8 protein-coding genes are annotated in these 14,620 nt (G+C 65.1%); 5 read left to right on the top strand and 3 right to left on the bottom strand.

The window, feature by feature from the left end:
- Window positions 1-111 precede the first annotated feature (111 nt).
- Both speA and MJ643_RS07105 read left to right on the top strand, forming a co-directional pair.
- Window positions 112-2,025 carry an arginine decarboxylase gene (gene speA / locus MJ643_RS07110; RefSeq protein WP_013970716.1) on the top strand — a complete coding sequence of 638 codons (1,914 nt, stop codon included), beginning with the start codon at window positions 112-114 and terminating at the stop codon, window positions 2,023-2,025.
- Between the two features lie 150 nt (window positions 2,026-2,175).
- The gene (locus MJ643_RS07105) at window positions 2,176-2,631 is read left to right on the top strand and encodes a transposase (protein WP_023662678.1); all 456 of its coding nucleotides are present in this window, start codon (window positions 2,176-2,178) and stop codon (window positions 2,629-2,631) included.
- Window positions 2,632-2,724: 93 nt separating this feature from the next.
- Here the strand turns inward: MJ643_RS07105 and MJ643_RS07100 are convergent, their stop codons facing one another.
- A complete protein-coding gene (locus tag MJ643_RS07100; protein WP_038408617.1) occupies window positions 2,725-4,062 on the bottom strand; it encodes an MATE family efflux transporter in 1,338 nt (445 codons plus the stop codon).
- 248 nt (window positions 4,063-4,310) lie between these two features.
- On the opposite strand from MJ643_RS07100, the gene MJ643_RS07095 reads away from it, so the two are divergent.
- A complete protein-coding gene (locus tag MJ643_RS07095; RefSeq protein WP_208209711.1) occupies window positions 4,311-9,212 on the top strand; it encodes an alpha-2-macroglobulin in 4,902 nt (1,633 codons plus the stop codon).
- Window positions 9,213-9,257: 45 nt separating this feature from the next.
- On the opposite strand, the gene MJ643_RS07090 is transcribed toward MJ643_RS07095, so the two are convergent.
- Entirely contained in the window at window positions 9,258-9,551 is a 294-nt protein-coding gene (locus tag MJ643_RS07090; protein WP_025337571.1) for a hypothetical protein, read from the bottom strand.
- A 77-nt stretch (window positions 9,552-9,628) separates the two neighbouring features.
- On the opposite strand from MJ643_RS07090, the gene pbpC reads away from it, so the two are divergent.
- A complete protein-coding gene (gene pbpC / locus MJ643_RS07085) occupies window positions 9,629-11,983 on the top strand; it encodes a peptidoglycan glycosyltransferase PbpC (RefSeq protein ID WP_047934507.1) in 2,355 nt (784 codons plus the stop codon).
- 127 nt (window positions 11,984-12,110) lie between these two features.
- On the top strand, window positions 12,111-13,775 hold the full coding sequence (locus MJ643_RS07080; protein ID WP_031324737.1) for a POTRA domain-containing protein: 1,665 nt from the start codon (window positions 12,111-12,113) through the stop codon (window positions 13,773-13,775).
- Window positions 13,776-13,825: 50 nt separating this feature from the next.
- Here the strand turns inward: MJ643_RS07080 and MJ643_RS07075 are convergent, their stop codons facing one another.
- Window positions 13,826-14,599 (bottom strand): response regulator transcription factor, encoded by a 774-nt coding sequence (locus MJ643_RS07075; RefSeq protein ID WP_024086200.1) that lies wholly within the window; start codon window positions 14,597-14,599, stop codon window positions 13,826-13,828.
- Between the last annotated feature and the right edge of the window lie 21 nt (window positions 14,600-14,620).

The following is a 14,620-nucleotide window of genomic DNA, read 5'->3' as shown; positions in this document are numbered from 1 at the left end:
TTGCCGTGACCAGGGTCTATCCAGGGCACGGACGAATCGTCATTTTCGGCTTTTACACTGCGCCCGCCTCCTTGCGGGGCAGTGTCTTCGACTTATCTATAGGGGACTTGAATGTCCGTACGACGCACACGCAAAGACGATGGTAGCCAATGGACCGTGGCCGACAGCCGCAGTGTTTATGGCATCCGCCATTGGGGCGCTGGTTATTTCGCCATCAATGAAGCCGGGCGCGTCGAAGTACGCCCCAACGGCCCAAAAAGCGCACCGATCGACCTGTTCGAACAGGTCGACGAATTGCGCCAGAGCGGCCTGTCGCTGCCATTGCTGGTGCGCTTCCCCGACATTCTGCAAGACCGCGTGCGCCAGCTGACCGGCGCCTTCGATGCCAACATCGCGCGCCTGGAATACCAGAGCAAGTACACCGCGCTGTACCCGATCAAGGTCAACCAGCAGGAAGCGGTGGTGGAAAACATCATCGCTACGCAGAACGTCTCCATTGGCCTGGAAGCCGGCTCCAAGCCTGAGCTGCTGGCAGTGCTGGCGCTGGCGCCGAAGGGTGGCACCATCGTCTGCAACGGCTACAAGGACCGCGAGTTCATCCGCCTGGCGCTGATGGGCCAGAAGCTCGGCCACAACGTGTTCATCGTCATCGAGAAAGAGTCGGAAGTGGCCCTGGTGATCGACGAGGCCGCCGAGCTCAAGGTCAAGCCGCAAGTCGGCCTGCGCGTGCGCCTGTCGTCGCTGGCCTCGAGCAAGTGGGCCGACACCGGTGGCGAGAAGTCCAAGTTCGGCTTGTCCGCCGCCCAGCTGATTTCGGTGGTACAGCGCTTCCGCGATGCCGGCCTGGACCAAGGTATCCGCCTGCTTCACTTCCACATGGGCTCGCAGATCGCCAACCTGGCGGACTACCAACACGGCTTCAAGGAAGCCATCCGTTACTACGGTGAGCTGCGTGCGCTGGGCCTGCCGGTCGACCATATCGACGTTGGCGGTGGTCTGGGCGTGGACTACGACGGTACCCACTCGCGCAATGCCAGCTCGATCAACTACGACATGGACGACTACGCCGGCGTTGTTGTGGGCATGCTCAAGGAATTCTGCGACGCGCAGGGCCTGCCGCACCCGCACATCTTCTCCGAGAGCGGCCGTTCGCTGACCGCCCACCACGCCATGCTGGTGATCCAGGTGACCGACGTCGAGAAGCACAACGACGACGTGCCGACCATCGAGAACAAGGAAGCCCTGCCCGAGACAGTGCAGTGGCTGGTCGACCTGCTCGGCCCGACCGATATCGAGATGGTGACCGAGACCTACTGGCGCGCCACCCACTACATGGGTGACGTGGCCGCGCAGTATGCCGATGGCAAGATCAGCCTGGCCGAGAAGGCCCTGGCCGAGCAGTGCTACTTTGCCGTGTGCCGCCGCCTGCACAACTCGCTGAAAGCCCGCCAGCGCTCGCACCGCCAAGTGCTGGACGAGCTGAACGACAAGCTGGCCGACAAGTACATCTGCAACTTCTCGGTGTTCCAGAGCCTGCCGGACACCTGGGCCATCGGCCAGGTACTGCCGATCATCCCGCTGCACCGCCTGGACGAAGAGCCGATGCGTCGTGCCGTGCTGCAGGACCTGACCTGCGACTCCGACGGCAAGATCAACCAGTACGTCGACGAGCAGAGCATCGAGACCAGCATGCCGGTGCATGCGGTGAAGGAGGGCGAGGACTACTTGCTGGGTGTGTTCCTGGTTGGTGCCTACCAGGAAATCCTCGGTGACATGCACAACCTGTTCGGTGACACCGACTCGGTGAACATCTACCAGAACGCCGACGGTAGCGTGTACCACGCCGGTATCGAGACCCACGACACCATCGAAGACATGCTGCGCTATGTGCACCTGTCGCCGGAGGAGTTGATGACGCATTACCGTGACAAGGTGGCCAGCGCCAAGATCACTGCGCGGGAGCGGACTCAGTACCTGGATGCGTTGCGCCTTGGGTTGACCCGGTCTTCGTACCTGTCCTCGTGATTGCCAGGCCGCTCCCGCTTTTTTGTGGGAGCGGCCTTGCGTCGCGATATGAGGGCGAAGCCCTCACCGCGTCATACCTGGTAATGGTCCAGTCCTCGCCTATCGCATCAGCGCCGCTACCTTTGAATGCAATGTTCAAAGGAGGACGACATGGAAAGTCCCGGCTCCCATCGTTTACGTAGTGGCCGAGTGTCCGAACCAGGGCGTCTCTACCTGCTCACCACGACCACTCGCAACCGAACACCGTTGTTCAAAGACTTCTTGTTCGCCAGAACAGTTATCCAGCAATTGCGGCTCAGCGAAGAGCGCAAGGCGTGTCGATCTCTGGCGTGGGTCTTGATGCCGGATCATCTTCACTGGCTTCTCGAGCTTGGGCCGTCGAGCCTGGGTAGGCTGATGTGCGAGTTCAAGTCCAGAAGCAGTTGTGCGCTGTACAAGGTGGGGGCTGAAAGGCGGCATATCTGGCAGACCAGCTTTCATGATCGGGCTTTGCGCCGCGAGGAGGATGTGAGGGCAGTGGCGCGCTACATCATCGCCAATCCCATTCGGGCTGGCCTGGTGCGGCGGGCTGGTGATTATCCACATTGGGATTGTGTGTGGCTGTGAATCCGCAGGTGAGGGCTTCGCCCTCATTTCGCGACACAAGGCCGCTCCCACAAAGTCCTGCGTACGCCGATCAATGTGGGAGCGGCCCCGGCATTACTGAACCCAAAGCCCTTTTTCCTGCAACCTCCACCCCACCCACCCCAATGTCACCGCCCGCAACCCCATGAACCCGAGAAACGCCAACCACAACCCATGGTTGCCAAACGCACTCATGAGCACCCCCAAGGGCAGCGCAATCACCACCGACACCAACATCGCATTACGCATCTCCCGCGCCCGTGTCGCGCCTATGAACAAGCCATCCAGCAAATAGCTCCACACCGCAATCAATGGCAGCAATGCCAGGTACGGCAGGTACGGATAAGCCGCTGCCCGCACACTCTCGATGTCGGTCTGCAAATCGATGAACAGGTGCCCGCCCAGCAGGAACAACCCGGCAAACCCCAGGCTGGTGATCAGCGACCAGCCACAGGCCACCACCAGCGAGCGGCGCAATGTGTCGCGGTCGCGGGCGCCAATGGCATGGCCGCACAGGGCCTCTACCGCGTGCGCCAACCCGTCAAGCGCATAGGCAGTCAGCAGCAGGCCGTTGAGCAGCAGGGCATTGGCCGCCACGGTGGCTTCGCCCAGACGAGCGCCTTGCACGGTGATCAGCAGGAACACCAGTTGCAGCGCCAGGCTGCGCAGGAAGATGTCGCGGTTCACCGCCAGCAGCGGCCGCCAGGCCTGCCAGCACTTGAGCGCCGCCCACACGATCTGCCCCGGGTAGGCGCGCAGGGCCGGTTGGGTCAGGGCCAGGCCGAGCAGGGCGGCGCTCCATTCGGCGATCACCGACGCCCGCGCCGAACCCAGCACGCCCCAGTCCAGGCCAAGCACGAACCACAGGTTCAAGGCGATGTTCAGCAGGTTGGTGGTCAGCAGGATGGCCAGTGGCGCCCTGGCGTTCTGGGTGCCGAGGAACCAGCCGACCAGGGCGTAGCTGGCCAGTGCCGCGGGCAGGCCGAGCAGGCGGGTATGGAAGAAGTCTTCGGTGGCTTGCTGCAGGGCCGCGCTGGGCTGCATCGCGTGCAGCGCCAGCTGGCTGAAGGGCAGGGCCAGCAGGCCGATCAGCAGGGCGAAGCCGACCGCCAGCAATAGCCCTTGTACCAGTACCTGGCGCAACGCTGCACCGTCGCCACGGCCGGCGGCCTGGGCGGCGAAGCCGGTGGAGCCCATGCGCAGGAAGCCCATCAGGCCAACCATGAAGGTGAACAGCGTGGCGCCCACGGCTACGGCACCCAACTGGTGGGCGTGGGGGAGGTGGCCGATGACCGTGCTGTCGACCAGGGCTACCAGCGGCACGGAGATGTTGGACAGGATCATCGGCGCGGCCAGGGCCCAGACCTTGTGGTGGGTGGGGCGGTGCTGCCAGTCGGTGGTCAGTGAGGTCATCGGGTGTCCTTGGGGAATCTTGGGGCTGCTGCGCAGCCCTTTCGCGACACAAGGCCGCTCCCACAAGAATCGTGTAAACCGAAGCCTGTGCAGTACCTGTGGGAGCGGCCTTGCGTCGCGAAAGGGGCGCAAAGCGCCCCCGCTTTTCTAAATTGCCAGCAGTGTACCGGCCATGCAGCCAATTCGCGCGACCATAGTTGCGCTATAGTTGCTGCCCTCACGTACACGCTGCCAAAGAGTTCTACTCCATGTTCAACAAAGGATTGTTGCTGGCCTGCGCGCTGGCTTTGCTCAGTGCCTGTGACTCTTCGACGCCGGACAAGCCGGCGCCATCCGAAAAGCCGGCGGCCACAGCGCCCGTCGCCACCCCGGCACCCCAACGCGAAGACCAGGCCGAACTCGGAAAACGCTACGAGGGCCGCGAGCTGACGGTGCTGGATGTTTCCGAAGTGCAGCTCGATGGCGCCGCGACGCTGTCGATCAGCTTCTCCGCGCCGCTGGATGCCAAGCAGGACTTCGCCAGCAAAGTGCACCTGGTCGACACCGTCAAAGGCAAGCTCGACGGCGCCTGGGAGCTCTCTGACAACCAGATGGAGCTGCGTCTGCGCCATCTGGAGCCGCAGCGCAAGCTGGTGCTGACCGTCGACAAGGGCCTGCTGGCGGTCAATGGCAAGCAACTGGACAGCGAGTCGATCAGCCGCCTGGAAACCCGCGACATGCAGCCGACCATCGGCTTCGCCAGCCGCGGTTCGCTGCTGCCCACGCGCCTGGCCGAGGGTCTGCCGGTGATCGCCCTCAACGTCGACAAGGTCGATGTCGAGTTCTTCCGCGTGAAGCCGGACATGCTCTCGACCTTTCTGGTCAACTGGGGGCGCAACAGCAGCCTGTACTACTACCAGTCCAAGGAAACCCTGGACATGGCCGAGCTGGTCTACAGCGGCCGCTTCGACCTCAACCCCGCACGCAACACCCGCGAGACCGTGCTGCTGCCGATCGCCGGCATCAAGCCGCTGCAGGAGCCAGGCGTGTACCTGGCGGTGATGCGTGCCTCGGGCACCTACGACTACTCGCAACCAGCGACGCTGTTCACCCTCAGCGACATCGGTGTGTCCGCGCACCGCTACCGCGACCGCCTCGATGTGTTCGCCCAGGCCCTGGAAGGTGGCAAGGCGATGAACGGCGTCAACCTGGAAATCCATGACGACAAGGGCAAGCTGCTGGCCCAGACCAGCACCGATAGCGATGGCCACGCCCAGCTGCCGATCACGCCCAAGGCCGACACCCTGATCGCCACCCAGGGCGTGCACACCACCCTGCTGCGCCTGAGCAGCGCGGCGCTGGACCTGGCCGAGTTCGACATCACCGGCCCGCAGGCCAACCCGCTGCAGTTCTTCATCTTCGGCCCGCGTGACCTGTATCGCCCCGGGGAAACGGTGTTGCTCAACGGCCTGCTGCGCGACCAGGACGGCAAGCCGGTCAAGGCGCAGCCAGTGAGCGTGGAAGTGCGTCGCCCGGATGAGCAGGTCAGCCGCAAGTTCGTCTGGGAAGCCGACAGCAATGGCTTGTACCAGTACCAGTTGCAGCTGGCCAGCGAGGCCCCGACCGGCCGCTGGCAACTGCTGCTCGACCTGGGCGGCGGGCGCAAGCAGGTGTATGAATTTCTCGTCGAAGACTTCCTGCCCGAGCGCCTGGCGCTGGAACTCAAGGGCAGCAGCAAACCGTTGTCTCCGGATCAGGATGCGCGCATCCAGGTCAATGGCCGTTACCTTTACGGCGCCCCGGCTGCCGGCAACCGCCTGAGCGGCCAGGCCTATGTTCGCCCACTGCGCGAGGCGGTACCGGCGCTGCCTGGCTACCAGTTCGGCTCGGTCACCGAAACCGAGCTGAACCAGGACCTGGAGCTGGACGAAGTCACCCTCGACCAGGCCGGCAAGGCCGTGGTCGATATCGAAAGCCGCTGGGCCGAAGCCCGCTCGCCGCTGCAACTGACCGTGCAGGCCAGCCTGCAGGAGTCCGGTGGCCGGCCGATCACCCGGCGCCTGGAACAACCCATCTGGCCGGCCGAGCGCCTGCCGGGCCTGCGTGGCCTGTTCGACGGCGAGGAAACCGACAGTGACGGGCCGGTGGAGTTCGAGTTCCTGGTGGCCGACCGCAACGGCAAGAAGCTGGCGGCCAACGACCTCAAGGTGCGGCTGGTACGCGAGCGCCGCGACTACTACTGGAACTACTCGCAGAGCGATGGCTGGAGCTACGCCTACAACGAGAAGTTCCTCACCCAGAGCGAAGAGACCGTCAGCGTCAAGGCCGGCTCCACGGCCAAGCTGAGCTTCCAGGTGGAATGGGGCCCGTACCGTGTCGAGGTGGAGGACCCGGAGACGGGCCTTGTGTCCAGCGCGCGCTTCTGGGCTGGCTACCGCGCCCAGGACAACGCCGAGGGCGGAGCGGTGCGGCCGGACCAGGTCAAGCTGGCGCTGGACAAACCGGCCTACGCCGACGGCGCTACCGCCAAGGTCACCGTCACCCCGCCCGCAGCCGGCAGTGGCTACCTGATGATCGAGTCCAGCGATGGCCCGCTGTGGTGGCAGGAGATCGACGTGCCCGCCGAGGGCAAGACGTTCGACGTGCAGCTGGACAAGCAGTGGGCCCGCCATGACCTGTACATCAGCGCGCTGGTGATCCGCCCGGGTGAGCGCAAGGCCAACGCCACGCCGAAACGCGCGGTGGGCGTGCTGCACCTGCCGCTGAACCGCGCCGAACGCAAGCTGGCGGTGAGCCTGCAGGCGCCGGAGAAAATGCGCCCGAAACAGCCGCTGACCGTGAAGGTCAAGGCTGCAAATGCCGATGGCAGTGTGCCTGAACAGGTGCATGTGCTGTTGTCGGCGGTGGACGTGGGCATCCTCAACATCACCGACTTCAAGACCCCCGACCCGTTCGCCAGCCTGTTCGGGCGCAAGGCCTATGGTGCTGACCAGCTGGATATCTACGGCCAGTTGATCGAAGCCGGCCAAGGCCGCCTGGCCAGCCTGGCATTTGGTGGTGACGCGGCGATGGCCAAGGGTGGCAAGCGCCCCAACACCACGGTGACCATCGTCGCCCAGCAGAGCCTGCCGGTGACCCTGGACGACAAGGGCGAGGGCCTGGCCACGGTCGATATCCCCGACTTCAATGGCGAACTGCGGCTGATGGCCCAGGCCTGGACCGACGAACACTTCGGCATGGCCGAAGGCAAGACCGTGGTCGCCGCGCCCTTGATCGCCGAACTCTCGGCGCCGCGTTTCCTGGCCGGTGGCGACCGTACCAGCCTGGCGCTGGACCTGGCCAACCTGTCGGGTCGTGCCCAGCAACTGAACGTTGAAATCAGCACCGAAGGGCAGCTGAGCCTGGCGGCCAACGCCGTGCAGAACGTTGCCCTGGCTGAAGGCCAGCGCTCGACGCTGTTGATCCCGGTCCAGGCCCAAGGTGGCCTGGGGCAGGGCAAGGTGCATGTGCGGGTCACTGGCCTGCAGCTGCCGAACGAGCCGACCGGCGCGTTCGAGCGCGAGTGGACGCTGGGCGTGCGCCCGGCTTACCCGGCGATGCTCAAGCACTACCGCGTGGCCTTGAAGGACCAGCCATGGACCCTGCCTGAAGCAGACCTGGCCGCCTTCGAACCCGCCGGGCTTGAAGCCAGCCTGGCCTTGTCGAGCCGGCCACCGCTGAACCTGGCCGAGCAGATCCGTGCCCTCGAAGCCTACCCCTACGGTTGCCTGGAGCAGACCACCAGCGGCCTCTACCCGTCGCTGTACGCCGATGCCGACAGCCTCAAGCGCCTGGGCATCAAGGGCGAGCCAGCCGATGTGCGCAAGCGCAAGATCGAGATGGGTATCGAGCACCTGCTGGGCATGCAGCGCTACAACGGCAGCTTCGGCCTGTGGAGCTCGGACAGCGAAGAAGAATACTGGCTGACCGCCTATGTCACCGACTTCCTGCTGCGCGCCCGTGACCAAGGCTATGGTGTGCCGGCCGAAGCGCTGAAGAAGGCCAGCGAGCGCCTGCTGCGCTACCTGCAGGAGCGCAACCTGATCGAAGTCGACTACAGCGAGAACGCCGAACACACCCGCTTCGCCGTGCAGGCCTATGCGGCATTGGTGCTGTCGCGCAGCCAGCAGGCGCCTCTGGGGGCACTGCGCGGCTTGTTCGAACGCCGCGCCGACGCCCGCTCTGGCCTGCCACTGGTGCAACTGGCGGTGGCGCTGGACAAGATGGGCGACAAGCCGCGTGCCGAGCAGGCCCTGCAGGCAGGCCTGGGCATCAGCCGCGGTAAAGGCTGGATGGCCGACTATGGTAGCGCCCTGCGCGACCAGGCACTGATCCTGGCGCTGCTGCAGGAAAACAACCTGGCCAGCCGCCAGGTCGACCAGCGCCTGTTCGCCCTGTCGGATGAGCTGGCGGCCAACCGCTGGCTGTCGACCCAGGAGCGCAATGCGCTGTTCCTGGCCGGCCGTGGCCTGCTGGGCAAACCGGAAGGCCAGTGGCAGGCGCGCCTGGACAGCGCGGGCGAAGTGCGCGAGTTCAACAATGCCGAGTCTGGCATGAAGCTCGAAGGCCCGTTGCTGGCTTCGCCGCTTAGTGTGCAGAACCAAGGCAGCGAGACGCTGTACCAGCAACTGACCTTGTCGGGTTACCCACGCCAGGCGCCTGCGGCCGTTGGCAACGGCATGCAGATCCGCCGTGAGTACCTGGGCATGAATGGTCAGCCGTTGGATCTGCATAACCTGCGCAGCGGAGACCTGGTGCTGGTGCACCTGGCGCTCAAGGCTGAAGACCGGGTGCCGGATGCGCTGGTGGTGGACTTGTTACCGGCGGGCCTGGAGCTGGAAAACCAGAACCTGGCGCAAAGTGCCGCCAGCCTGGAAAACGCCAGCAGTGCGGTGAAGGAATGGCGCGAATCGATGCAGAACGCCAGCGTGGTGCACCAGGAGTATCGCGATGATCGTTACGTCGCCGCGCTCAAACTGGACAGCTATGGCACCACCCACCTGCTGTACCTGGCTCGGGCGGTGACCCCGGGCACCTACCGCGTGCCGCCGCCGCAGGTTGAATCGATGTACCGGCCAAACCTGCAGGCTGTGGGGGATGGGCAAGGGGAGATGACCGTAAAAGCCCGCTAAGCACCTGCCTTGCGCTCCCACAGGTCTGCGCCGGGCAGTTCAATGTCAGTGAATCACCCAGCTCATCACCCACAACCCCAACAGCAGCCAGATGATCCCGAGGATGATCGAGGCGCGCATGAACGCGCGGATTGCCGAGTACAGCAGCACCAGCCCGATGATCAGGGCGAGGATGCTGAGCAGCGAGGTCTCCATGCCCAAGGTGCGCGCCAGGCCATCGATGAAATTGCCTCCGGCACTGGCCAGCAGGTTGAACAGCCCGCTCAATGCGTCGACGATGAAGCGGATCAACGACCCCAGCGCCTGGCCCAGCCACTCGAAAAAACCTTCTACATGCATAGTTGCTTCCTGATGAACGAATCGGCGATGTTGCCGTTCCCAAGCCTTTGGCCATCACCTGGCCAGGTCGGTTCCCGATGCCAAGCTTAACGCGGCCGAATACCCGTGCGGGCAGGCTGTTGCGCGCCACGGCGATCGGCATGCTGGTACTGTTCGGCCTGTTGTGGCTGGCCGACCGCCTATGGCCGCTGCCCATGCCCGGAGACGACTTGGCCCGCGTGGTGCTGGCCGAGGACGGCACGCCGTTGTGGCGCTTTGCCGATGCCGATGGCGTGTGGCGCTACCCGGTTAGCCCCGACGAGGTTTCGCCGCTGTATCTGCAGGCGTTGCTGACCTATGAGGACCGCTGGTTCTACAGCCACCCCGGGGTCAACCCGTTGGCCCTGGCCCGTGCTGCCTGGCTGAACCTGCGTGGCGGGCGTGTGGTGTCGGGCGGCAGCACGCTGTCGATGCAGGTCGCACGCCTGCTCGACCCGCATGAGCGCACCCTGGCCGGCAAGCTGCGCCAACTATGGCGCACGGCGCAGCTGGAATGGCACTTGTCCAAGCGCGAAATCCTGCAGATCTACCTGGACCGCGCGCCCTTCGGCGGCACCCTGCAGGGCGTGGCGGCGGCCAGCTGGGCCTACCTTGGCAAGTCGCCCATGCACCTGACCCCGGCCGAAGCGGCACTGCTGGCCGTGCTGCCCCAGGCGCCCAGCCGCCTGCGCCCGGACCGCCACCCCGAGCGTGCCCAGCGCGCCCGGGACAAGGTGCTGCAACGCCTGGCCGAATACCAGGTGTGGCCGGCTCAGCAAATCCGTGAGGCTGCCGAAGAACCGCTGGTGCTGGCGCCACGTCAGGAACCGGCCCTGGCGCCGCTGCTGGCCCGGCGCCTGAACAGCGCCGACAGCCCGCCGCTGATCCGTACCACACTCGACGCCGCACTGCAGCGGCGCCTCGAAGACCTGCTGCTGGGCTGGCGCGCGCGGCTTCCAGAGCGCACCTCCGCTGCCATTCTGGTGGTCGATGCGCAAACCATGGCGGTGCGTGCCTACCTGGGTTCTATCGACCTGGCCGACGAGCGCCGCTTCGGGCATGTCGACATGGTGCGTTCGTTGCGCTCGCCGGGCTCCACCCTCAAGCCGTTCCTCTACGGCATGGCGCTGGATGACGGCCTGATCCATTCCGAGTCGTTGTTGCAGGATGTGCCGCGACGCTACGGTGACTACCGCCCCGGCAACTTCTCCATGGGCTTCAGCGGGCCGGTGTCGGCCAGTTCGGCGCTTGCGCTGTCGCTCAACCTGCCGGCGGTGCAGCTGTTGGAGGCCTATGGTCCGAAACGCTTTGCCGCGCAACTGCGCATGGCGGGCATGCCGCTGATATTGCCGCCTCTGGCAGAGCCCAACCTGTCGTTGATCCTGGGTGGCGCGGGCAGCCGCCTGGAGGATCTGGTGGGTGGCTACGCTGCGCTGGCGCGGGGTGGCAATAGTGCGAGGGTGCGCCTGCAACCGCAGGATCCGTTGCTGGAACGGCGCCTGCTGTCACCAGGGGCTGCGTGGATCATCCGGCGCATCCTCAGCGGCCAGGCGCGCCCCGACCGCGACCCGCATGCCGAGCTGGTGCAACGCCCGCAACTGGCGTGGAAGACGGGCACAAGCTACGGCTTTCGCGATGCCTGGTCGATCGGCGTGGGCCCGCGCTACCTGATCGGCGTATGGATTGGCCGCCCCGATGGCACACCGGTCCCCGGCCAATTCGGGCTGGCTTCGGCAGCGCCGCTGATGCTGCAGGTGCACGACCTGCTGAGCAACCGTGACAGCCAGCGTGGCATCAGCGTGCCGGTGGAGCGGGTGCCGGCGAACGTCAGCGTGGCTGCGATCTGTTGGCCACTGGGCCAGCCGATGAGCAAAAAGGACCCCAACTGCCGGCGTCAGCGTTTCGCCTGGACTTTGGACGGCACTACGCCGCCAACCCTGCAGGCCGCCGACCAGCCACTCGGCCTGGGCCTGCGTGAAAGCGTATGGGTCAACGACCAGGGGCTGCGCGTCGATGGCAGTTGCCCGGGCGCCAAGGCCCGCGATATCGCCCTATGGCCCGCCCCGCTGGAGCCTTGGCTGCCACGTGTGGAGCGGCGTGCGGCGCGCCTGCCGGCCATCGATCCGGCCTGCCCGCCGCATGTGCCGGTCAGCGCGCCACCGCTTTCGATCGTGGGCGTGCGCCCGGGCGACAACCTGCGCCGTCCGGCCACCAGCAGCGAGCCGTTGCAACTGCATGTGTCGGCGCTGGGCGGCGGCGGTCGGCGCTGGTGGTTCCTCAACGGCCAGCCATTGGGCGAAACCCAGGGCCAGGACAGCCTGCTGGTGCGCTTCCAACAGGTAGGCCAGGCCGAAATCAGCGCGCTGGATGAAAGCGGCGAGACGGCGCGCGTGGCGTTCCAGGTCAGCGAGTAGCCGTTCGACGAGGGCCGAGGCAGCACCTACGCTTGCAGGTAACGGGTGTGACCGGCTGGCGCCCCTGATGCCTGTCAGTCAAGCAATTTGGGGCCGCTTTGCAGCCCCAGGGAACATGGAGCGCGCTATGCGTCCTCTGGCCGTGCCCCTGTTGTTGCTGCCTTGGGCGCTTGCGGCCCATGCCGAGCCTTTGCCAGGTTTTCTCGACAGCCATGAGTACGAACGTCGCCTGCCCGGCGCCAACCTGCCGATAGACGCCTACCGCCCGGTCAGTGCTCACCTGCAGCTGGCCGAGGAGGATGGCGACAGCCCCGCGTGGGCGCCTGCGAATACCCGGCTGGTGCTGCATAAAGTGCGCTTCGAAGGCGGCACGGTGTTCCCCCTGAGCGACCTGCGCGAACACTACCAACCGCTGATCGGGCGCCAGACTACCTTGGGCGAGCTGCAGCAGTACACCGCGCGCCTGACCCAGCGCTATCGGCAGGAAGGCTACCTGTTGTCTTACGCCTACCTGCCGCCGCAGGAGGTGGCTGATGGCCAGGTCAATGTGGTGCTGGTCGAAGGCTATATTCGGGATTACCGCGTGGTCGGCGATATCGGCCCGGCAAGCGCCTATCTGCACCAGCTGCTGGAGCGGCTTGCAACCGAGCGCCCGCTGACCCGGGAAACGCTGGAGCGCTACCTGGGCCTGGCCGAGCGCCTGCCAGGGGTGAAGATAGACTCACAGCTGGCCATGGCGCGAACCGCTGATGGTGCCACGTTGTTGACCGTGCATGCCCGGCGCAAGCCGTTCAGCGCTGCCGTTACCGTGGTTGATGGCAACCGCGACGATGCGCAGGCGCTGCTGACGGCAACCAGCCACGCCCAGACCCGCTTTGCCGAACAGATCCAGGCCAGCGTGTTGCTGCCACCAGGGAATGACCAGGTGCATTATCAGCGCCTGGCTTACAGCCAATACCTGGATGCGGGCGGCAGCCAGCTGCTGCTGTCGGCCTCGCGTTATCGCAGCGAACCGGGCACGCGGATTCGGCTGGATGATGGCCGTGATATCACTCGCAAGCGCGACAGCGATCGCTATGCGATCGGCCTGCGCCAGCCGGTGATCGTCAGGCCGGATGAATGGATGGTGGTGCAGGGGCAGGTATATTCGGTCAGTGAGCACTTCGAAGACCGGGTAGATGGGTTGCCATCGGCACGGGACTACGACACCTACGTGCGTGCGCTGTCATTCGAGGGCGACTGGCGCAAGGTGGAAGAGGGCCATTTGCGCATCGTCAGCGCCGGGGTCTATCAGGGCCTGGATTATCTGGGGGCACGCAGCGATGCCGACTACAATCTGGATTTTCTGCGGTTGCGGCTTTCCGGCTTGCAGAGCGACAGGTTGCTCGGTAACTGGCAGGGGGTGGTGTCCGGGGCGCTGTACTGGAGTGATGACCGCTTGCCCGACAGCGAGCGTGCGGGGTTTGGCGGGCAGAGTTTCGGCCGTGGCTACCCGCGCGACCAGGCGGACGGGGACAAGGGCTGGGGTGTGGCTTACGAGGTGAATTACAGCATGCACGCCAACTGGCTGGCGTTGGTGCAGCCCTATGTGGTGGTTGATACGGCGCAGGCCTGGCATAACCGGGGGCCTGTGCAGGATGCCCACCTGGCTTCGGCGGCGCTTGGTGTGCGGTTGGGCGATGGGCGCTTGTTCAATGTGGCGCTGGAGCTGGCCAAGCCTTTGGCGGATGTGGCATTGGACAGCCTGGACCGCGCGCCTCGGCTGACTTTGACGCTTGGCGTTCAGATGTAAGGGGTCGCTGTGGGCTGCAACGCAGCCGCCAAAATCTTGAAGCTACCTGTTTAGTGGGTAGTAAACCGCTGATGCACCGGCGACGAACTGGGTGTCAGTGCCAGTGCCAGCTGGGTGCGGTTGTGCATGTGGGTCAGGCGCAGCACCTGCGACACATACAGCTTCACGGTATTCTCGGTAATGCCCAGCTCACAGGCGATCTGGTAGTTGGTCTGGCCCTTGCCCACCAGGCGGGCTACTTCCAGCTGGCGTGGCGACAGCTTCTCGAACGCCGCTGGCAGTTCGCTTTCACTCTCGTCCACATCGCTGGCACGCCGGTGCATGCCCTGGCCCCGGGCTTTTTGCAGGTCCTGGTAAAGCTCGTCCATCGACTCTGCCAGCTCTTGCAGACGCTGGCTCAACCCGCCCAGCTCGCGGAAGCTGCGCTGGCGCTCCTGCACGGCCTGTTCCTGGCGGCGTACGCCCTCCAGCAGTTCATCGAGGTCCATGGGTTTCTGGTAGTAATCGGCAAAGCCCTCGCGCAACGCTCGGATCACATCCTGCTTCTCCGCGCGACCGGTCACCATGATGGCCTCGAACGCGCGCTGCCCGCCTTGTATCTTCAGTTCGCGGACCAGTTCAATACCATCACGACCAGGCATGTGCAGGTCACAGATGACCACGCCAATGGCCTCGTCTGCCAGGTAACGTTCCAGGGCTTCGTCAGTGGAGTGGGCCGGCAGGCAGCGGTAACCCTTGGTTTCGAGAAACTCACACAATTGTTCGACTATCACTGGTTGGTCATCGACCACCAATATCTTCACATCACTGAATGCTCTGGACACGATCAACTCCCTGTCGTTACG

The organism is Pseudomonas sp. PNPG3 (genome assembly GCF_023093815.1).
Classification (GTDB): domain Bacteria; phylum Pseudomonadota; class Gammaproteobacteria; order Pseudomonadales; family Pseudomonadaceae; genus Aquipseudomonas; species Aquipseudomonas asiatica.
This window is presented reverse-complemented; position numbering and strand designations above follow the sequence as displayed.

Excerpts from the sequence above, each read along its gene's own strand:
- speA (WP_013970716.1), top strand. The coding sequence starts at position 112 with ATGTCCGTACGACGCACACGCAAAGACGATGGTAGCCAATGGACCGTG.
- MJ643_RS07105 (WP_023662678.1), top strand. The coding sequence starts at position 2,176 with ATGGAAAGTCCCGGCTCCCATCGTTTACGTAGTGGCCGAGTGTCCGAA.
- MJ643_RS07100 (WP_038408617.1), bottom strand. The coding sequence starts at position 4,062 with ATGACCTCACTGACCACCGACTGGCAGCACCGCCCCACCCACCACAAG.
- MJ643_RS07095 (WP_208209711.1), top strand. The coding sequence starts at position 4,311 with ATGTTCAACAAAGGATTGTTGCTGGCCTGCGCGCTGGCTTTGCTCAGT.
- MJ643_RS07090 (WP_025337571.1), bottom strand. The coding sequence starts at position 9,551 with ATGCATGTAGAAGGTTTTTTCGAGTGGCTGGGCCAGGCGCTGGGGTCG.
- pbpC (WP_047934507.1), top strand. The coding sequence starts at position 9,629 with ATGCCAAGCTTAACGCGGCCGAATACCCGTGCGGGCAGGCTGTTGCGC.
- MJ643_RS07080 (WP_031324737.1), top strand. The coding sequence starts at position 12,111 with ATGCGTCCTCTGGCCGTGCCCCTGTTGTTGCTGCCTTGGGCGCTTGCG.